The organism is Blastococcus sp. TF02A-30 (assembly GCF_003319185.1).
GTDB lineage: Bacteria > Actinomycetota > Actinomycetes > Mycobacteriales > Geodermatophilaceae > Blastococcus.
This window is the reverse complement of sequence record NZ_QOHJ01000002.1, coordinates 477,392-496,772: the sequence shown is the minus strand read 5'-3', so window position 1 is coordinate 496,772 and position 19,381 is coordinate 477,392. Positions and strand designations below refer to the sequence as shown.

The following is a 19,381-nucleotide window of genomic DNA, read 5'->3' as shown; positions in this document are numbered from 1 at the left end:
ACCTAAGAAAGCCGCCCGGGGGACGTCGTCGTGACCAGCCTCACCGCCGGCCCGGAGGGCCGGGCCCGCCTCGGGCCCGCGGAGGACGGCCGTCCTTCTAGCATCGATCCCGTGCCGGTACTCCCTCCTGCCTTCTCCCCCGCCGTCATCTCGCGGGTGGCGCTGGCCAACGCCGTCGCCAACGGGCTGATCGTGGTGACCGGCGGCGCCGTCCGGCTCACCGGCTCCGGCCTCGGCTGCCCCACCTGGCCGCGCTGCACCTCCGACAGCTTCGTGGCGACGCCGGAGCTCGCGGGGCACGGCGTCATCGAGTTCGGCAACCGGCTGCTGACCTTCGTCCTGGCGATCGTGGCGATCGCGACCGTCGTCGCCGTCTGGCGCTCACCGCGGCGCGACCTGCGCGCGCTCGCCGTCGTCACCTTCCTCGGCATCCCGGCGCAGGCGCTGCTCGGCGGCGTCACCGTGCTCACCGGCCTGAACCCGTGGACGGTCGCGGCGCACTTCCTGCTCTCCGCCGTGCTCGTCGCCCTGGCCACCACGCTGTGGCTGCGCTCCCGCGAGCCCGGCGTCGGGCAGCCGCTGGTGCGCCGGCCGTTCGTGCTGCTGACCTACGGCATCGCCGCCGCCACCGCCGCCGTCCTGGTGCTGGGCACCGTCGTCACCGGCAGCGGGCCGCACAGCGGCGACGTCGACGAGGCCGACGTCCCCACCGGCGACCGGATGGGCTTCGACCCCGAGCTGGTCAGCCAGCTGCACGCCGACGTCGTCTTCCTGCTCATCGGGCTGACGATCGCGCTGCTGGTGGCCCTCTACGCCACCGACTCCCCCGCCCGCGTGCGCCGGGCGGCGCGCGACCTGCTGGTCGTCGAGCTCGCCCAGGGCGTGGTCGGCTACGTGCAGTACTTCACCGGCCTGCCGATCGCGCTGGTGCTGCTGCACATGGCCGGCGCGGTGCTGACCACCGCGTACGCCGCCCGCCTCGTGTGGTCGGTGCGGGGCCCGGCGTCGGAGATCCCGCTCAGCACGACCGCGGAGCCGGCCACCGCCACCCGCTGAGGTCCACGGTGTGCGCGTGCGGCGCACTCGACCGTGGGAACGCGCCGTCGGCGCACGTCGTCGGCAGCGCTCAGTGCCAGACGAGGACGACGCAGGTGCCGCCGTCCACGGACTCCCAGCGGCCGCCCGTGACGGCGTCGCCCTCCGGGAGGCCCGTCGTCAGCGCCCCACGCGCGTCGGCCCAGGCCGGCCAGGCGTCGTCCTCGTCGTGCCACACCAGCCGCCCGCCGGGCAGGTAGGTGAGCACCGGGCAGCCGCCCTCGACCAGCGCCTCGATCTCGGCGCGGTCGATCCGCGTCGTCCGGCGGGCGTAGGTCCGCCCGTCCGGGCCCAGGAACCGTCCGGGTGACCCCCAGGACTCCTCGGGCAGCTCGCGCCGCACCTCAGACCAGGACGTCGACGACGATCGCGGCCGAGAGCAGCGCCATGTACGAGATCGAGATGTGGAACAGCTGCATCGGCTTGGTCTCGGCGCCCTGCTTCACGCGGCGCAGCAGCTTGTGCGCCTCGACGAGCAGCCACGCGCCCAGGCCGGCCGCGGAGACCGTGTAGATCCACGCGATCCCGTAGTCGTCGGCCACCGGCCACAGCGCCAGCGACACCGCGACGGTCAGCCAGGTCCAGACCACGGTCTGCCGCGCCACGGACAGCTCGCTGGCCACCACCGGGAGCATCGGGACCTCGGCGCGGGCGTAGTCGTCCTTGAACCGGATCGCCAGCGCCCAGAAGTGCGGCATCTGCCAGCAGAAGACGACGCCGAAGAAGACGACCGCCGGCCAGTCCAGCGAGCCGGTGACCGCGGCCCACCCGATGAGCACCGGCGCCGCGCCGGGCACGCCGCCGAGCTCGGTGTTCCGGCGGGTGCGCCGCTTGAACACCATCGTGTAGAGCACCGAGTAGTAGAAGATCGCTCCGGCGGCCAGCGCGGCGGCCAGCGGCGTCGTCGTCAGCGCGAGCAGCACGATGGCCGCGACGGTCAGCACGGAGCCGAAGACCAGCGCGCCGGTCGGGCTCACCTCGCCGGTGACCAGCGGACGGCGCTCGGTGCGCTTCATCAGCCGGTCGATGTCGCGGTCGAACCAGCAGTTGAAGACGTTGGCCGCCCCCGCGGCGAGCGTGCCGCCGACGAGGGTGGAGAGCAGCAGCGTCCAGGACGGCCAGCCGCGGTCGGCCAGCATCATCGCCGGCACGGTCGTGATGAGCAGCAGCTCGATGATGCGCGGCTTCGTGAGCCCCACGTAGGCGAGCACGCGGGCGCGGACCGACGACGAGCTGCGGGCGGAGCGAGCGGGAGCGGTGGTGCGCTCGGAGAGCGCGGTCACCGGGTGCCCTCGAGCGCGGCGACGCGCAGGCTGCAGGGCACCAGGAGGTCCCTTCGAACCGGGGATGGGAACGCCGCCCACTGTAGCCCGGGAGCCCTTCCGCCAGCGTCATGGCATAGACCCCCGATGACTAGGGTTGATCACGTTGACACCGCCTCCACCGCGGGTAGGGGCCGTGTCGACGACGAAGGCGGCGTCCCCGGTCCAGCGCGGGAGCGAGGAACGTCACCCCCGCCGGTCCCGTTGGCGTGCAGCGCTGCCCGCCCGGACCGACCCACCGCCCACCGGGCACGCCAGGCAATCCGAGGGAGACCCACCAGATGGACACGCGAAGCACGCCGGCCGAGGCACCGGCCGAGGCCGCCACCGACTCGCCGACGGGGAACCCGGTCCAGCCGAACCCCACGCTCCCCGACGGCTTCGGCGACCTCGACCGCCGCGCGATCGACACCGCGCGCGTGCTCGCCATGGACGCGGTCCAGAAGGTCGGCAACGGCCACCCCGGCACGGCGATGAGCATGGCCCCCACGGCCTACCTGCTCTTCCAGAAGTGGCTCACCCACGACCCCAGCGACCCGAACTGGGTGGCGCGCGACCGCTTCGTCCTCTCCATGGGGCACTCCAGCCTCACGCTGTACGTGCAGCTCTACCTCTCCGGCTACGGCCTGGAGCTGGAGGACCTGCAGGCGCTGCGCACGTGGGGCTCCAAGACCCCCGGCCACCCCGAGGTCGGGCACACCGCCGGCGTCGAGACCACCACCGGCCCGCTCGGCCAGGGCGTCGGCAACGCCGTCGGCATGGCCATGGCGGCCCGTCGCGAGCGCGGCATGCTCGACCCCGACACCCCCGAGGGCGAGAGCGTCTTCGACCACACCATCTGGGCCTTCGCCTCCGACGGCGACCTGGAGGAGGGCGTGAGCGCCGAGGCGTCCTCGCTCGCCGGCACCCAGCAGCTGGGCAACCTCGTCCTCGTCTACGACGACAACAAGATCTCCATCGAGGACGACACGAACGTCGCCTTCACCGAGGACGTCGGCAAGCGCTACGAGGCCTACGGCTGGCACGTGCAGCACGTCGACGACGGCGAGGACCTCGCGGCCGTCGACGCCGCGTTCGCCGCCGCCAAGGCCGAGACCCGCCGCCCGTCGCTCATCGTCCTGCGCACGATCATCGGCTGGCCCTCGCCGAACAAGCAGAACACCGGCGCCGTCCACGGCTCGGCGCTCGGCGAGGACGAGGTCAAGGCCACCAAGGAGATCCTCGGCTTCGACCCGGCGAAGACCTTCGAGGTCGCACCCGAGGTCATCGAGCACACCCGCGAGGCCGTCGCCCGCGGCCAGCAGGCGCACGCCGCCTGGCAGGAGCGCTTCGACGCCTGGAAGCAGGCCAACGCCGAGGGCGCCGCGCTGCTGGAGCGGATGACCACCCGCACGCTCCCCGAGGGCTGGGCCGACGCGCTGCCGACCTGGGACGCCGACCCCAAGGGCGTGGCCACCCGCAAGGCCTCCGGCGAGGTCCTCGCGGCGATCTACCCGCACCTGCCCGAGCTGTGGGGCGGGTCGGCCGACCTGGCGGAGAGCAACAACACCGCGGTCAAGGGCGAGCCCTCGTTCCTGCCGGCCGACCGCCAGACCAAGATGTGGAGCGGCGGTCCCTACGGCCGCACGCTGCACTTCGGTGTCCGTGAGCACGGCATGGGCGCGATCATGAACGGCATCGCCCTGCACGGCGGCACCCGCGTCTACGGCGGCACCTTCCTCACCTTCTCCGACTACATGCGGGGCTCGGTGCGGCTGGCCGCCCTCATGCAGCTGCCGGTCACCTACGTGTGGACGCACGACTCCATCGGCCTGGGCGAGGACGGCCCGACCCACCAGCCGATCGAGCACTACGCCGCGCTGCGCGCCATCCCGGGCCTGGACTTCGTCCGCCCGGCCGACGCCAACGAGACCGCCGTCGCCTGGCGCACGATCCTCGAGCACAACGACCGCCCGGCCGGCCTCGCGCTGTCCCGGCAGAACCTGCCGGTGTTCGACCGGACCCAGTTCGCCTCCGCCGAGGGCGTCGCCAAGGGCGGGTACGTGCTCGCCGAGGCATCCAACGGCAGCCCCGAGGTGATCCTCATGGGCACCGGCTCCGAGGTGCAGATCGCCGTCGCCGCCCGCGAGCGGCTCGAGGCCGAGGGTGTCCCGACCCGCGTCGTCTCCCTCCCCTGCTGGGAGTGGTTCGCCGAGCAGGACGAGGCCTACCGCCACGAGGTGCTGCCCCCGACGGTCAAGGCGCGCGTGAGCGTCGAGGCCGGCGTCCCGATGGGCTGGCGCGAGTTCGTCGGCGACGCCGGCCGCATCGTCGGGCTCAACCACTACGGCGCCAGCGCGTCGTTCTCCGTGCTGTACGAGGAGTTCGGCCTCACCGACGACGCCGTCGTCGCGGCCGCCAAGGAGAGCATCGAGGCCGCCGCCTCCGGGGCCACTCCCCCGTCCGGCGCCGGCGTCTCGCGGGGCGGGGTCTTCACCTCCACCGCCACCGGCGACCACTGAGGAAGGACCGCCCTTCCCCCCACCACTCGCAGGCTCGCGGCGGGCCCCTGAAGGGCGGCCGTTCCAGCACCTCACCAGAAGGGCAGTGACATGGCACAGAACGAGAACCTGGCACAGCTGTCGGAGGCGGGGGTCGCCGTCTGGCTCGACGACCTCTCCCGCGACCGCATCCGCAGCGGCAACCTGCAGCAGCTGGTCGACGAGCGCTCCGTCGTCGGCGTCACCACCAACCCGACGATCTTCGCGGCCGCGATCAGCGGCTCGGAGTCCTACGACGACCAGCTGCACGCGCTGGCCGTCCGCAAGGTGAGCGTCGAGGAGGCGTTGCGGACGATCACCGCCGCCGACGTCCGCGACGCCTGCGACCTGCTGCGCCCGGTCGCCGACCGGCAGCCCGGCGACGGACGCGTCTCGCTCGAGGTGGCTCCCGGTCTCGCGCACGACACCGACGCCACCGCCGCCGAGGCGGGCCACCTGTGGTGGCTGGTCGACCGCCCGAACCTGTTCATCAAGATCCCCGCGACCGAGGCCGGCCTCCCGGCGATCGCCGAGACGATCGCCAACGGCATCAGCGTCAACGTCACCCTCATCTTCAGCCTCGAGCGGTACCGCGCCGTCATGGACGCCTACCTCTCCGGCCTGGAGAAGCGGGTCGAGCAGGGCGGCTCGCTGGAGGGCATCGCCTCGGTCGCCTCGTTCTTCGTCTCCCGCGTGGACACCGAGATCGACAAGCGGCTGGACAAGGCCGGCGCCGACCCGTCGCTCAAGGGCAAGGCCGGTGTGGCCAACGCCCAGCTCGCCTACCAGGCCTACGAGGAGGTCTTCTCCTCCGACCGGTGGCGGGCGCTCGAGGCGAAGGGTGCGGTCGCCCAGCGGCCGCTGTGGGCCTCGACCGGCGTGAAGAACCCCGAGTACTCCGACACGCTCTACATCTCGGAGCTCATCGCCCCCGGCACCGTCAACACGATGCCGGAGAAGACGATGCAGGCCTACGCCGACCACGGCACCCCCGGCACCCCGGTGCAGAAGGCCTACGACGACGCCGCCGCCGTCATGAAGGCCGTCGCCGACGCCGGTGTCGACCTCGACGACGTCTTCCGCGTGCTCGAGGACGAGGGCGTGCAGAAGTTCGTCGACTCGTGGGACGAGCTGACCGAGTCGGTGCGCACGGAGCTCGAGGACAAGGCATGAGCCTGGAGCTCAGCGTCAACGGGCTCGAGGTCCCCGCGGACCTGCGGGCCCGGTTCACCGAGGACGACGTCGCGGCGCGGCTGGTGCGCAAGGACGCCACGCTGTGGGGCCCCGAGGCCGAGAGCGAGGCGGCGATCCGGCTGGGCTGGCTCGACCTGCCCACCGGCTCGCGCTCGCTGGTCGACCAGCTGGCCGAGCTGCGCGCGACGCTGGCCGAGGAGGGCCTGGACCGGGTCGTCCTGTGCGGCATGGGCGGCTCGTCGCTGGCGCCGGAGGTCATCTGCCGGACCGCCGGCGTGCCGCTGGTCGTCCTCGACACCACCGACCCCGGCCAGGTGGCCGCCGCGATGACCGACCTCGACCGCACCGTGGTCGTGGTCAGCTCCAAGTCCGGCGGGACCGTGGAGACCGACAGCCACCGGCGGGCCTTCCTCAACGCCTTCGCGGAGGCCGGGCTGGACGAGAAGCAGATCGGCGCGCGCTTCGTCGTCGTCACCGACCCCGGCTCGCCCCTGGCCGAGACCGCGGAGGCGATGGGCGCGCGGGCGGTGTTCCTCGCCGACCCCACCGTCGGTGGCCGCTACAGCGCGCTGTCCGCCTTCGGCCTCGTGCCGTCCGCCCTGGCCGGCGCGGACGTCGGCGCGCTGCTGGACGAGGCGGAGGCGCTGGCCGAGGGGCTCGCCGACGCCACCAACCCGGCGGTGGAGCTCGGCCTGGTGCTGGGCGCCGCCTGGCAGGCCGGGCGGGACAAGCTGGCGCTGGCCGACGCCCCGGGCACGGCCATCCAGGGCTTCGGCGACTGGGCCGAGCAGCTGATCGCCGAGTCCACCGGCAAGCAGGGCCGCGGCATCCTGCCGGTCGTCCTGGAGTCGGTGGAGGCGCCGGGCGCCGCAGCCGACGACACGCTGCTCGCGGTCGTCGGCGCCGAGGCGCCCGGGACCGCCCCGTCGGTCGGCGTGACCGGACCGCTGGGCGCGCAGTTCCTCGCCTGGGAGTACGCGACCGCGGTGGCCGGCCGGGTGCTGGACATCAACCCGTTCGACCAGCCGAACGTCACCGAGAGCAAGGACAACACCAACCGGATCCTCGCCGAGGGCCTGCCCGACGAGCGGCCCGCCGCCACCGTCGGGGCCGTCGAGATCCGCGGCAGCGGCGGCGTGCTCGACGGCGTCGACCTCAGCTCGCACGACGGCGTCAGCCTCGCGCTCGACGCCCTGCTGGCGGCGGTCCCGTCCGGCGGGTACCTGGCGGTCATGGCCTACCTCGACCGGTTCGCCGACGCGAGCGCCGCCGACCTCCGCCAGGCGCTGGCCGCGCGGTCCGGGCGCGCCGTCACCTACGGCTGGGGCCCCCGGTTCCTGCACTCCACCGGCCAGTACCACAAGGGCGGCCCGCAGGTCGGGGCGTTCCTGCAGATCACCGGCGCGGTGGCGGAGGACCTGCCGGTCCCCGACAAGCAGTACACGTTCGGCGGGCTGCAGGCGGCCCAGGCCGGCGGTGACCGCAAGGCGCTGGCCGACCGCGACCGCCCGCTGCTCCACCTGCACCTGACCGACCGCGCCGCCGGGCTCGGCCAGCTCCTGGCAGCGCTCGGCTGACCAGCTCCGGGCGCGCCCAGCGGCACGCGCACTCCCCCGCCGTCCGGTCCCCCGCCGGGGCCGGACGGCGGCACCCCTGCGATCTCGAGGACGGAAGATGATCCCCAACCCGCTGCGCGATCCGCGGGACCGGCGGCTGCCCCGGGTGCCCGAGCCCTGCGCGCTCGTGGTCTTCGGCATCACCGGCGACCTGGCGCGCAAGAAGCTGCTGCCGGCCGTCTACGACCTCGCCAACCGCGGGCTGCTGCCGACCAACTTCGCCATGCTCGGGTTCGCCCGGCGCGACTGGGGCGACACCGAGTTCGCCGAGCTGGCCCGCGACGCCGCCCGGCAGCACGCCCGGACCCCCTGGCGCGAGGAGGTCTGGGAGCGGCTGGCCGCCAGCGTGCACTTCGTGCAGGGCTCGTTCGACGACGACAACGCCTTCGACGAGCTGGCCGAGGCGCTGCGCGAGCTGGAGGGCAGCCACGGCATCGGCGGCAACGCCGCGTTCTACCTCTCGATCCCGCCGTCGATGTTCCCGGTGGTGCTCAAGCAGATGCAGCGCACCGGCATGGCGGAGAGCACCCCGGACCGGTGGCGCCGCGTCGTCGTCGAGAAGCCCTTCGGCACCGACCTCGCCTCCAGCCGCGAGCTCAACTCGCTGGTCGACTCGGTGTTCAGCGCCGACGACGTCTTCCGCATCGACCACTACCTGGGCAAGGAGACCGTCCAGAACCTGATGGCGCTGCGGTTCGCCAACACCCTGTTCGAGCCCGTCTGGAACGGCCACCACGTCGACTCGGTGCAGATCACCATGGCCGAGGACGTCGGCATCGGCGGTCGGGCCGGGTTCTACGAGAAGACCGGGGCCGCCCGCGACGTGCTGCAGAACCACCTGCTGCAGCTGCTGGCGCTCACCGCCATGGAGGAGCCGGTCGAGTTCTCCGCCGAGGAGATCCGCACCGAGAAGCTCAAGGTGCTGCGGGCCATCTCGCTCCCCGACGACCTGCGCACCTTCGCCGTCCGGGGCCAGTACGAGCAGGGCTGGCTGGCCGGCCAGCGCGCGCACGGCTACCGCCAGGAGGAGGGGGTCGACGCAGCGTCGACGACCGAGACCTACGCGGCGGTCCGCCTGGGCGTGGAGACCCGCCGCTGGGCCGGGGTGCCGTTCTACCTGCGCACCGGCAAGCGGCTACCCCGCCGGGTCACCGAGATCGCGCTGGTGTTCAAGCGCGCCCCGCACCTGCCCTTCGCCGACACCGACACCGAGGAGCTCGGCAACAACCAGCTCGTGGTCCGGGTGCAGCCCGACGAGGGCGTGACCCTCAAGTTCGGGTCGAAGGTGCCGGGCAGCGTGATGGAGGTCCGGGACGTGTCCATGGACTTCCTCTACGGCGAGCAGTTCACCGAGTCCTCCCCCGAGGCCTACGAGCGCCTGCTGCTCGACGTCCTCCTCGGCGACGCGACGCTGTTCCCGCGCAACGCAGAGGTGGAGGCGTCCTGGGCGGTCATCGACCCGCTCGAGGAGTTCTGGGCCGGCACCGAGCCCTACGCGTACCGCGCCGGCGAGTGGGGGCCGCGGGCCGCCGACGAGATGCTGGCCGCCGAGGGCCGCCGGTGGCGGCGGCCGTGAGCGCCGCCCCCGTCCACCCGCTCGGATTCGAGGAGATCCCGTGACGACGCTGTGGGACACCACCGGCTCGGCCGTGGTGAAGGAACTGGCCGCGCAGCGGCGCACCGGGGGTGCGGTCCTGTCCGGGGTCGCGCTCACCCTGGTGGTGGTCGCCGACGAGAGCCGGGTGACCGAGGCCGAGGAGGCCGCCACGCACGCCGCCGAGATGCACCCCTGCCGGGTGCTCATCGTGGTGCGCCGGCAGATCGAGGCCCCGGTGCCCCGGCTGGACGCCGAGGTGCAGATCGGAGGCCGGCTGGGCCCCGGCGAGGCCGTGGTCCTGCGCATGTACGGGCGGCTGGCGCTGCACGCCGAGTCCGTGGTCCTGCCGCTGCTGGCCGCCGACGCCCCGGTGGTGGCCTGGTGGCACGGCGCACCGCCGGAACGGATGGCCACCGACGCGCTCGCCGTCATCGCCGACCGGCGGATCACCGACAGCTCGATGGCCGACGACCCGGTGGCCGCGCTGCGCGTGCGCGCCGAGGACTACGCCCCCGGCGACACCGACCTCGCCTGGACCCGCAGCACCGACTGGCGGGCGGTCCTCGCGTCGTCGCTGGACTCCGTCTCCGGGCGGCGCGGTGACCCGGTGGTCGTGCGCGGTGCCCGGGTCGAGGGCGACCCCCGCAGCGCCACCGCGCAGCTGCTGGCCGGTTGGCTGGCATCCCGCTGCGGCTGCCCCGTCGACGTGAAGCCGGGCGAGCGGTCCCCCGGCGGCAGCGGCATCACCGGCGTCACGATGCAGCTGGACCAGGACGAGGAGGTGCGGGTCGTGGCCGACCGCCGCGGCGGAGCGGTCATCTCCCAGCCCTACCGGCCGGACGCCACCGTGGCCCTCCCCGAGCGCGTGCTGGGCGACCTGCTCAGCGAGGAGCTGCGCCGCCTCGACCCGGACGAGCCGTTCAGCGACTCGCTGGAGGTCGCCACCGGGCTCACCGGGCTCTCCGACCGGTCGTCCAACCGCGAGCACGTGTGGTTCGACCCGGCCGAGGAGAACGGCGGGAACGGCGCCCGTGCGGCGGCCGCCGCGACCGCGCCCACCGTGCCCGGTGACTCGGAGGACGCCGACGAGGTCGCCGAGAGCGGCGAGCACGACGGCGGCGACGACGAGACGACGGCGAAGGACGCGGTGACGCCGTGACCACCTCCCCGGGCGACCGCATCGCCGCCGAGCTCGACGAGGCCGGCCGGCCCGCGCCCGACGTCGTCGTCCAGCCCGACGCCGACACGCTGGCCCGGGCCGTCGCCGAAGCGCTCGTGGCCCGGCTCGCCGCCGCCCAGGCCGTGCACGGCACCGCGTCCGTCGTCCTCACCGGCGGCGGGGTCGGCATCGCCGTCCTCGAGCACGTCGCCGGGCTGGCCGCCGAGCCGGTGCGCGAGGTCGTCGACTGGTCGGCGGTCGAGGTGTGGTGGGGCGACGAGCGCTACGTGCCCGCCGCCTCCGACGAGCGCAACGAGAAGCAGGCCCGCGACGCCCTGCTGGCCCGGGTCGGGGTGACCGACGCCCGCGTGCACGCCATGCCCGCCTCCGACGCCGGCTTCGGCTCCCCGGAGGAGGCCGCCGAGGACTACGCCGCCGAGCTGGCGGAGCTGGCCGCCGACGGGGAGGAGGTCCCCCGCTTCGACGTTCTGCTGCTCGGCATGGGCCCCGAGGGGCACACCGCGTCGATCTTCCCCGACTCCCCCGCCGCGACCGACGTGCGCCCGGTGTTCGCCGTGCGCGACTGCCCCAAGCCGCCGCCGACGCGGATCAGCCTCGGGTTCTCCGCCATCAACACCGCCGAGGAGGTCTGGGTGATCGCTGCCGGCGAGGGCAAGGCCGAGGCGGTCGCCCGCGCCCTGGGCGGTGCCGACGCCGTCGACATCCCGGCCGCCGGGGTGCACGGCCGGCGGGCGACGAGGTGGTTGCTGGACGCGGCCGCGGCGAGCAAGCTGCCGGCACCGCCGGGCTGACCCGCCGCCCGGCCACGCGTCGGGAGGACGGATGGCAGCCCGGGACGTGCTCCGCGACGTCCGGCCCGGCGACCGGTGGCTGGCCGTGGTGGCGCACCCCGACGACGAGTCCTTCGGCTGCGGCTCCACGCTCGCCCGCGCCGCGCAGCTCGGCGCCGCCGTGACCGTCGTCTGCGCGACTCGCGGCGAGGCCGGCGAACCGGCCGAGGGCTGCCCGGACGGCGACCTCGGCGCGGTCCGAGAGGACGAGCTGCGCCGGGCCGCCGCGCGGCTGGGTGTCGACGTCGAGCTGCTCGACCTCCGGGACTCCGGCTTCGCCGGCGACCTGCCGCCCGGGGCGCTGTGCGGCGTCCCGGTCGCCGACCTGGCGGCCCAGATCGCGGCGACCGCAGCCCGGCTCGCGGCCGACGTCGTGGTGGTGCTCGACGGCAGCGACGGGCACCGCGACCACCTGCACGTCCGGGCCGCCGCGCACGCCGCGCTCCCCGACCTCGACGGGGTCGCCCTCTACGAGCACTGCCTGCCCAACCGGCTGATGCGCCGCTGGTTGGCCGAGATGCGCGAGCTGCGGCCCGGCACCGCCTACCTGGCCCTGGACCCCGCCGCGCTCGGCCGTCGCGACGCCGAGGTCACCGACGTCCTCGACGTCGCCTCGGTGCTGGACCGGCGGGAGGCGGCCATCGCCGAGCACCGGTCGCAGACCTCACCGTTCGACGGGCTCAGCGCCGGGCTCCGCCGGGCGTTCCTCACCGAGGACCACCTGGTGCGGGTGCGCGCGGCGCGCGACAGCGGGTGACGGCGGGCCGGGGCGTCCCACGGGAGCCCGCCCCACCTGCTTCCGCTCTCCCCGTGGCGGCGCCACCCTGTCGGCACCGGCAGCGCCGCCGACCCGAGGGGACCCCATGACCGCCACCGAGCAGCGGACCGTGCCGCCCGTGCCCGCACCGCGCAGCCCCGTGCCGACCAGCTCCCCCGGCTCCGACCCCGAGGCGCGGCAGGCGGTGCCGCGCTCCCGTCCGGACCAGTACTGGGACGTGGCCCAGGCACGCTGGCGGCGCTGCCCGAGATCGTGACGGTCGCTGTATCCACCCAGGTGGGAGGCCACCTCCGCCTGTCATGACGACGCAGGGCATCGACGGCGGCTCGCCGCAGCTACCACCGCAGCGGGACGCCGCATCGCAGCGGGACCGCTCGACGTACTGGGACGTGGCGTCGGCTGGCTGGCCGCCCCACCGGGCGACCGGCGAGGACGTGCCGAGGCCCCGCTCCGGCGGGTGAGGCCGGCGCGGGGCCCTGGGAACTGGTGCGGGTCAGACGCCCCGGCGGGCGCGCAGCCGGGTGAGCGCCTCCTCGAGCAGCGCATCGCCGTCGGCGTCGCTGCGCCGCTCGCGCACGTAGGCGAGGTGGGTCTTGTACGGCTCGGTGCGCGGCGCCGGCGGCGGGTTCTCCTCGTCGGACCCGGCCGGGAGCCCGCAGCGGGGGCAGTCCCAGACCTCGGGGATCTCCGCGTCGGACGCGAAGGCCACGCGGGTCTCGTGCCGGTTCGCGCACCAGAAGGCGGTGCGCCGGCGCGGGGCGGCCTCGCCGCGCTCCGCCTCACCCATCGGACCTGCGCCGACCCGGGTTCCCCGGATCGCGTTGCCACCAGCCACGAGCGCCCCCTGATCTCCGGGTCCGGACGTGCGGCAGATCACCGCCCGCCGAAGTGTAGGGCCTCGGAGCTCAGTTCCCGGTCACGTTTTGCTCCCGTTCAGCCGGAAGCCGACCGGAACGTGCCGGATCAGACCTTGAGGAGGATGCCCAGGCCCACGATGCAGACCGCCCAGATCAGCGCGGTGAACACCGTCAGCCGGTTCAGGTTCTTCTCCACGACCGACGACCCGGCCAGCGAGCTGGACACGGCACCGCCGAACATGGAGGACAGGCCGCCACCCTTGCCGCGGTGCAGCAGGATCAGCACCACGAGCAGCGCGCTGGTGATCACCAGCAGCACGTTGAGAACGACCTCGATCATGACCTCTCCGCAAACGTCTCGGCCGGCGCAGGGCACCGGCTCCCGGGGACGAGCCTAACCGACCCGGTTCATCGAACCCCGGCCGTCGCGAGGTCGTAGCCCGTGTACGGCTGCATCACGACCCCGTTGCGCAACCGCTGGCCCGCGATGAGCTGCACCCGCGACTCGGCCAGCGGCACGTACACGTCGCGCTCGGCCGCCGCGGCGGCGACGGCCTGCCACGCGTCGCGCGCCTCCCCGTCCGCCGCCGCCCGCGCCGCGTCGACCAGCCCGTTCAGCTCGGCGTCGTCCAGCTTCGCGTAGTTCGTGTTCCCGACGTTCCGGATGCTGCGCCCGTCGACCAGCGGCACGAGGAAGGAGCTCGGCGTCGGGAAGTCCGGGGTCCGGCTGGCCAGCACCAGCCCGTAGCCGTTCGCCGCGACGCTGTCGGGGTTGCCGACGTCGCGGGCGTAGAAGCTGGCCGCGTCGAGCGGGAGCACCGTGGCCTCGATGCCGATCTCGGCCAGCTGCGCGGCGATGCTGTCGGCGACGTCGACGCTGGCCGGCGAGTCCGGGACGGCGAGGGTGGTCGCGAAGCCGGACCCGTCCCCGCAGGCGGACAGGTGCTCGCGTGCGGCGTCGAGGTCCGGCGCCGGGTCGCTCTCCTCCGGCCCTCCGCCGAGCGCCCGCGGCCACAGCACCGAGCTGCGCACCGCGTTGGCTGCGCCGCCCAGGTCCTCCTGCACCGCCCGGCGGTCGATGGCGGCGCGGACCGCGGCCCGGCACTCCGGGTCGTCCATCGGCGCCACGTTGGTCGGCATGGCCAGCAGCCGCACGGCTCCGGTGGTGAGGTCGTCGACGCGGCCGAGCAGGTCCTCGGCGTCCTCGGTGAGCCGCGCGGTCGTGGGCGCCTGCACGCCCGAGCCGGAGATGTCGACGTCGGCCGACCCGGCCAGGAGGGCCTGGTCGCGCTCGACACCGGTGAGCCCGGTGCGGACGACGACGGCGTCGGGCAGCGCGGTGCGGACGTCGTCGGTGGCCGGGTCCCACTCGGGGTTGCGGTCCAGGCGGATGCCGGCGGCGGCGTCGACCGAGGTGATCGCGTAGGGCCCCGACGAGACGGGGTCCAGCCCGTAGTCGGCGCCGGTGTCCGCCTCGGCCGGCACCGGGCTGCTCGACGGCAGCGCCAGCACGTGCAGCAGGTCCGGCTGCGGCGCGCGCAGGCGGAAGACGATCGTGCGCTCGTCCGGTGTCTCCACCGCGGTGAGCTCCGGGTCGTCCTCCTCGGTGGAGTACGGCCCCGGGTACCGGTTCGCCGGGTCGTCGAACAGGTCGACCACGTAGGTGGGCCCGCCGACGATGACCTCGGCGGCGAACGAGCGGGCGATCCCGTACTTGACGTCCTGCGCGGTGATCGGCCGGCCGTTCTCGAACCGCACCCCCTCCCGCAGGGTGAACGTCCAGCTCAGCCCGTCCTCCGAGCGGGTGCCCAGGTCGGTGGCCAGGTCGGGGACGAGCTGGTCGGTCTTCCCCGGCTCGGTGGAGTAGGTGACCAGGGTGCGCGTGTAGAGCCGCATCAGGTTCCACACGCCCGGGAGGTAGGAGCGCTGCGGGTCGAGGCTGTCGATCTCCGGGGCGACGACGCGCAGCGTGCCCCCGGTCGCGTCCGACGGCGCCCGCACGCCCTCGATGCCCGCGTCGGGCTCGCCCTCGGCGACGGGGACGTCGGCGCGGCCACCGCCGCCACCGAGGCAGCTGACCGCCAGGACGAGGACCACGACGACGAGGGCGGCCGCGGCGAGCAGGCGCCGCCGCGGCCAGCCCTGCGCCCACGCGGGCAGCCGGCCGATGAGCCGATCGAGGGTGTCGTTCACGACGTGCTGTTCCGCCCCCGGGTGTTGCGGCCGGCGGCGGTCAGCGGGGACTAGCTGACGTCGGCGGCGGTCCGACAGATCTGCGCGAACTCGTCGGCGTCCAGGCTGGCGCCCCCGACGAGTGCACCGTCGATGTCCGCCCCGGCCAGGATCCCGGCCGTGTTCGCGGCCTTCACCGACCCGCCGTAGAGGATACGGACCGCGGCGGCCGTCTCCGGGCCGAACCGCTCGGCGAGCCGCGCCCGGAGTGCGCCGCAGACCTCCTGCGCGTCCTCCGGCGTGGCCACCTCGCCCGTGCCGATCGCCCAGACCGGCTCGTAGGCGATGACGACGCCGGCCATCTGCTCGGCCGACACGCCCTCGAGCGCGGCGTCGAGCTGCCCGGTGCAGTGGCCGACGTGCGAGCCGGCCTGGCGGACCTCCAGCCCCTCCCCCACGCACAGGATCGGCATGAGCCCGTGCCGCAGCGCGGCCTGGACCTTGCGCGCCACCACGGCGTCGTCCTCACCGTGCAGCGCGCGCCGCTCGGAGTGCCCGACGACGACGTACTGGCAGGCCAGCGCCGTGAGCATGGCCCCGCTGATCTCGCCGGTGTAGGCGCCGGAGTCCTGCGCGGAGAGGTCCTGCGCCCCGTAGCCGATCTCGAGCTTGTCGCCGGCCACCAGCGTCTGGACGCTGCGCAGGGCGGTGAACGGCGGCAGGACGACGACCTCGGCCGCCGCCAGCTCGGCCGGCTTGAGGGAGAAGGCCACCTTCTGCACCAGGCCGATGGCCTCCAGGTGCGTCAGGTGCATCTTCCAGTTGCCGGCGATGAGCGGCCGACGCGCGGCAGTGGCTGCCATGGTCTCCTCGTTCAGTCGGCGAGCACCGCGAGGCCGGGCAGCTCCCGGCCCTCGAGGTACTCCAGCGACGCGCCGCCGCCGGTGCTGATGTGGCCGTACGCGTCCTCGTCGAGCCCCAGCTGGCGCACGGCGGCCGCGGAGTCACCACCGCCGACGACCGACAGGCCGTCCACGGCGCCGACCGCCTGCGCGACGCCGCGGGTGCCGGCCTGGAACGGGGCCAGCTCGAAGACGCCCATCGGCCCGTTCCAGAACACGGTGCGGGCGTCGCCCAGGGTCGCGGCGAACAGCTCCACGGTGCGGGGCCCGACGTCGAGGCCCATCTGGTCCGCGGGGATGGCCGCCACGTCGACGACGGTGGAGCCGGCGTCGGCGCTGAACTCCGGCGAGACGACGACGTCGACCGGCAGCACGATGCGGTCACCGGCCTCGGCCAGCAGCCGGCGGCAGGTGTCCACCTGGTCGGCCTCCAGCAGCGACGTGCCGACGCCGTGGCCCTGGGCGGCGAGGAAGGTGAAGCACATCCCCCCGCCCACGAGCAGCCGGTCCACCTTGGGCAGCAGCGCCTCGATGACCGCCAGCTTGTCGCTCACCTTGGAGCCGCCGAGCACGACCACGTAGGGCCGGTCCGGGTCGTGGGTGAGCCGGGTGAGCACCTCGAGCTCGCGGGCCACGAGGCGTCCGGCGTAGCGCGGCAGCCGCTGGGCGACGTCGAAGACCGAGGCGTGCTTGCGGTGCACGGCCCCGAACGCGTCGTCGACGTAGACGTCGGCCAGGCCGGCGAACCGGTCGGCCAGCTCGCCGCGCGCGGCGTCGTCCTTCGAGGTCTCCGCGGCCTCGAAGCGGACGTTCTCCAGCAGCAGGACGTCGCCGTCACCCAGGGCCGCGGCCTGGGCGCGGGCGTCGTCCCCGGCGGTGTCCGCGGCCAGCGGCACGGGCGCACCCAGCAGCTCCCCGAGCCGCGCCGCGACCGGCGCCAGGGAGAACTGCGGGTCCGGCGTGCCCTTGGGGCGGCCGAGGTGCGCGGCGACGACGACGCGGGCGCCGGCTTCGCGCAGCGCCTGCAGCGTGGGCAGGCTGGCGCGGATCCGGCCGTCGTCGGTGATCTCGCGTGTGCTCTTGTCCAGCGGGACGTTCAGGTCGGCGCGCAGGAACACGCGCCGACCCGAGACGCCCTCGGTGATGAGGTCGTCGACGCTGCGCATCAGAGCTTGGAGCCCACCAGGGAGACGAGGTCGACGAGGCGGTTGGAGTAGCCCCACTCGTTGTCGTACCAGCCCAGGACCTTGGCCATCGGGCCGAAGACCTTGGTCAGCTTGGCGTCGTAGATGCACGACGACGGGTCGGTGACGATGTCGGAGGAGACGATCGGCGCGTCGGTGTAGGTGAGGTACTTGCCGAGCGGGCCGGCCGCGGCCTCGCGGTAGGCGGCGTCGATGTCGTCGGCGGTGGCCTCGGTCTTGAGCTGCACCGTCAGGTCGGTCGCCGAACCGGTCGGGACCGGGACGCGGATGGCGTAGCCGTCCAGCTTGCCCTTGAGCTCCGGGAGCACCAGGCCGATGGCCTTGGCCGCACCGGTGGAGGTCGGGACCATGTTCAGGGCGGCGGCGCGGGCGCGGCGCAGGTCCTTGTGCGGGCCGTCCTGCAGGTTCTGGTCGGCGGTGTAGGCGTGGATCGTGGTCATCAGGCCGCGCTCGATGCCGAAGGCGTCGTTGAGGACCTTGGCCAGCGGGGCCAGGCAGTTCGTGGTGCAGGACGCGTTGCTGATGATCGTCTGCGAGCCGTCGTACTGGTCGTCGTTGACGCCCATGACCAGCGTGAGGTCGGGCTCGGTGGCCGGCGCCGAGATGATGACCTTCTTGGCGCCACCGGCGTCGACGTGCTTGCGCGCGTCCGCGGCCTTGGTGAAGAAGCCGGTCGACTCCACGACGACGTCGACGCCCAGGTCGGCCCAGGGCAGGGCGGCGGGGTCGCGCTCGGAGAGCACCTTCATCTTGGTGCCGCCGATGGTGATGCCGTCGCCGTCGGCCTCGACGTCCTGCGCCAGGCGGCCCAGGATGCTGTCGTACTTGAGCAGGTGGGCGAGCGCCTCGTTGCTGGTCAGGTCGTTGACCGCCACGATCTCGATGTCCTGCCCGCTGGCGGCGGCGGCACGCCAGAAGTTGCGGCCGATCCGGCCGAATCCGTTGATGCCTACCCGGACCGTCACTGCAGACCTCCCATGGGAACCGTCACGTGCACCGGACCGCGCGGAGCGCGCGGCCTCGCTGGTGCAGACCCTATCGGTCCTGCTGTGACCGGGCTCGCCCCCTGCCGCGCGGGTTCGCACGCGATCAGCAGGGGGCGGCGGGGTCGGCCCTCAGTTGGCGAGCATGTCGTCGGTGACGACGGACTCCGTGTCGGGGATGCCGAGGTCCTTGGCGCGCTTGTCGGCCATGGCCAGCAGCCGCCGGATCCGGCCGGCGACGGCGTCCTTGGTCATCGGCGGGTCGGCCCGCTGGCCGAGCTCCTCCAGCGACGCCTGGCCGAACTCCAGGCGCAGCCGGCCGGCGACCAGCAGGTGCTCGGGTGCGTCGTTGGCCAGGATCTCCAGGGCGCGCTCCACGCGGGCGCTGGCGGCCACGGCGGCACGGGCCGAGCGGCGCAGGTTCGCGTCGTCGAAGTTGGCCAGCCGGTTGGCCGTGGCGCGGACCTCGCGGCGCATCCGCCGCTCCTCCCAGGCCAGGACTGCGTCATGCGCACCCATGCGGGTGAGCAGCGCGCTGATCGCGTCGCCGTCGCGGACCACGACGCGGTCGGCGCCGCGGACCTCGCGGGCCTTCGCGGCGATGCCGAGGCGGCGGGCCGCACCGACGAGCGCCATGGCGGCCTCCGGACCGGGGCAGGTGACCTCCAGCGAGGAGGAGCGACCGGGCTCGGTGAGCGAGCCGTGGGCCAGGAACGCCCCGCGCCAGGCGGCCTCGGCGTCGTTGATGCTGCCCGACACGACGGCCGGCGGCAGCCCCCGGACCGGGCGGCCGCGCTGGTCGACCAGGCCGGTCTGCCGGGCCAACCCCTCGCCGTGCTTGGCGATCCGCACGAGGTAGCGGACACCGCGGCGGATGTTGCCGCCGGCGAGCACGCTCACGCCGCTGGTGTAGCCGTAGACCTCGCTGATGTCGCGGCGCAGCCGGCGAGCGACCGAGCCGGTGTCCAGCTCCGCCTCGATCACCACCCGGCCACCCACGATGTGCAGGCCGCCCGAGAACCGCAGCAGCGCGGTCACCTCGGCCTTCCGCTCGGAGGTCTTCGTGCACTCCACCCGGGAGAGCTCGTCCTTCACCATGGCGGTCATCGCCACGTCGTCCACCCCCACTGA

General features: G+C 74.2%; 18 protein-coding genes. 9 read left to right on the top strand and 9 right to left on the bottom strand.

Going from position 1 to position 19,381, the window contains the following annotated elements; genetic code table 11:
• The first annotated feature begins 30 nt into the window (after positions 1 to 30).
• Positions 31 to 1,056, top strand: coding sequence for a heme A synthase (locus DQ241_RS06695; protein WP_233492264.1), 1,026 nt, complete (start codon positions 31 to 33; stop codon positions 1,054 to 1,056).
• A gap of 70 nt (positions 1,057 to 1,126) precedes the next feature.
• Here the strand turns inward: DQ241_RS06695 and DQ241_RS06690 are convergent, their stop codons facing one another.
• A complete protein-coding gene (locus DQ241_RS06690; protein WP_113829363.1) occupies positions 1,127 to 1,438 on the bottom strand; it encodes a hypothetical protein in 312 nt (103 codons plus the stop codon).
• A 1-nt stretch (position 1,439) separates the two neighbouring features.
• Entirely contained in the window at positions 1,440 to 2,378 is a 939-nt protein-coding gene (locus DQ241_RS06685; protein ID WP_113829362.1) for a heme o synthase, read from the bottom strand.
• A gap of 320 nt (positions 2,379 to 2,698) precedes the next feature.
• Here DQ241_RS06685 and tkt point away from each other — a divergent pair, with 320 nt between their 5' ends.
• The 8 genes from tkt (at position 2,699) to DQ241_RS20540 (ending at position 12,387) form a co-directional block, all read left to right on the top strand.
• Positions 2,699 to 4,918, top strand: coding sequence for a transketolase (gene tkt / locus DQ241_RS06680; RefSeq protein ID WP_113829361.1), 2,220 nt, complete (start codon positions 2,699 to 2,701; stop codon positions 4,916 to 4,918).
• Between the two features lie 90 nt (positions 4,919 to 5,008).
• Positions 5,009 to 6,109 (top strand): transaldolase, encoded by a 1,101-nt coding sequence (gene tal / locus DQ241_RS06675; RefSeq protein WP_113829360.1) that lies wholly within the window; start codon positions 5,009 to 5,011, stop codon positions 6,107 to 6,109.
• Positions 6,106 to 7,707, top strand: coding sequence for a glucose-6-phosphate isomerase (locus DQ241_RS06670; RefSeq protein WP_113829359.1), 1,602 nt, complete (start codon positions 6,106 to 6,108; stop codon positions 7,705 to 7,707). Before tal ends, DQ241_RS06670 begins: the two co-directional genes overlap by 4 nt.
• A gap of 97 nt (positions 7,708 to 7,804) precedes the next feature.
• Positions 7,805 to 9,322 (top strand): glucose-6-phosphate dehydrogenase, encoded by a 1,518-nt coding sequence (zwf, locus tag DQ241_RS06665; protein ID WP_113829358.1) that lies wholly within the window; start codon positions 7,805 to 7,807, stop codon positions 9,320 to 9,322.
• 40 nt (positions 9,323 to 9,362) lie between these two features.
• Complete coding sequence (locus DQ241_RS06660; protein WP_113829357.1) at positions 9,363 to 10,502, top strand: glucose-6-phosphate dehydrogenase assembly protein OpcA; 1,140 nt, start codon at positions 9,363 to 9,365, stop codon at positions 10,500 to 10,502.
• Positions 10,499 to 11,314 carry a 6-phosphogluconolactonase gene (gene pgl, locus DQ241_RS06655; RefSeq protein ID WP_113829356.1) on the top strand — a complete coding sequence of 272 codons (816 nt, stop codon included), beginning with the start codon at positions 10,499 to 10,501 and terminating at the stop codon, positions 11,312 to 11,314. The genes DQ241_RS06660 and pgl overlap by 4 nt, the downstream gene beginning before the upstream one ends.
• Before the next feature lie 31 nt (positions 11,315 to 11,345).
• Positions 11,346 to 12,110: a PIG-L deacetylase family protein gene (locus DQ241_RS06650; protein WP_113829355.1), complete on the top strand. Its 765-nt coding sequence runs from the start codon at positions 11,346 to 11,348 to the stop codon at positions 12,108 to 12,110.
• A 106-nt stretch (positions 12,111 to 12,216) separates the two neighbouring features.
• Positions 12,217 to 12,387, top strand: coding sequence for a hypothetical protein (locus DQ241_RS20540; RefSeq protein WP_158545888.1), 171 nt, complete (start codon positions 12,217 to 12,219; stop codon positions 12,385 to 12,387).
• 237 nt (positions 12,388 to 12,624) lie between these two features.
• Here DQ241_RS20540 and DQ241_RS06645 read toward each other — a convergent pair whose 3' ends face one another.
• The 7 genes from DQ241_RS06645 to whiA form a co-directional block, all read right to left on the bottom strand.
• A complete protein-coding gene (locus DQ241_RS06645) occupies positions 12,625 to 12,966 on the bottom strand; it encodes an RNA polymerase-binding protein RbpA (protein ID WP_113829354.1) in 342 nt (113 codons plus the stop codon).
• Positions 12,967 to 13,094: 128 nt separating this feature from the next.
• A complete protein-coding gene (gene secG, locus DQ241_RS06640; RefSeq protein ID WP_233492262.1) occupies positions 13,095 to 13,328 on the bottom strand; it encodes a preprotein translocase subunit SecG in 234 nt (77 codons plus the stop codon).
• 68 nt (positions 13,329 to 13,396) lie between these two features.
• Entirely contained in the window at positions 13,397 to 15,181 is a 1,785-nt protein-coding gene (locus tag DQ241_RS06635; RefSeq protein WP_113829353.1) for an ABC transporter substrate-binding protein, read from the bottom strand.
• Positions 15,182 to 15,231: 50 nt separating this feature from the next.
• Positions 15,232 to 16,023: a triose-phosphate isomerase gene (gene tpiA, locus DQ241_RS06630; RefSeq protein ID WP_113829352.1), complete on the bottom strand. Its 792-nt coding sequence runs from the start codon at positions 16,021 to 16,023 to the stop codon at positions 15,232 to 15,234.
• A gap of 11 nt (positions 16,024 to 16,034) precedes the next feature.
• Entirely contained in the window at positions 16,035 to 17,228 is a 1,194-nt protein-coding gene (gene pgk / locus DQ241_RS06625) for a phosphoglycerate kinase (protein ID WP_113829351.1), read from the bottom strand.
• On the bottom strand, positions 17,228 to 18,232 hold the full coding sequence (gap, locus tag DQ241_RS06620; protein WP_113829350.1) for a type I glyceraldehyde-3-phosphate dehydrogenase: 1,005 nt from the start codon (positions 18,230 to 18,232) through the stop codon (positions 17,228 to 17,230). The genes pgk and gap overlap by 1 nt, the downstream gene beginning before the upstream one ends.
• Positions 18,233 to 18,382: 150 nt before the next feature.
• A complete protein-coding gene (gene whiA / locus DQ241_RS06615; protein ID WP_113829474.1) occupies positions 18,383 to 19,363 on the bottom strand; it encodes a DNA-binding protein WhiA in 981 nt (326 codons plus the stop codon).
• Positions 19,364 to 19,381: the final 18 nt, after the last annotated feature.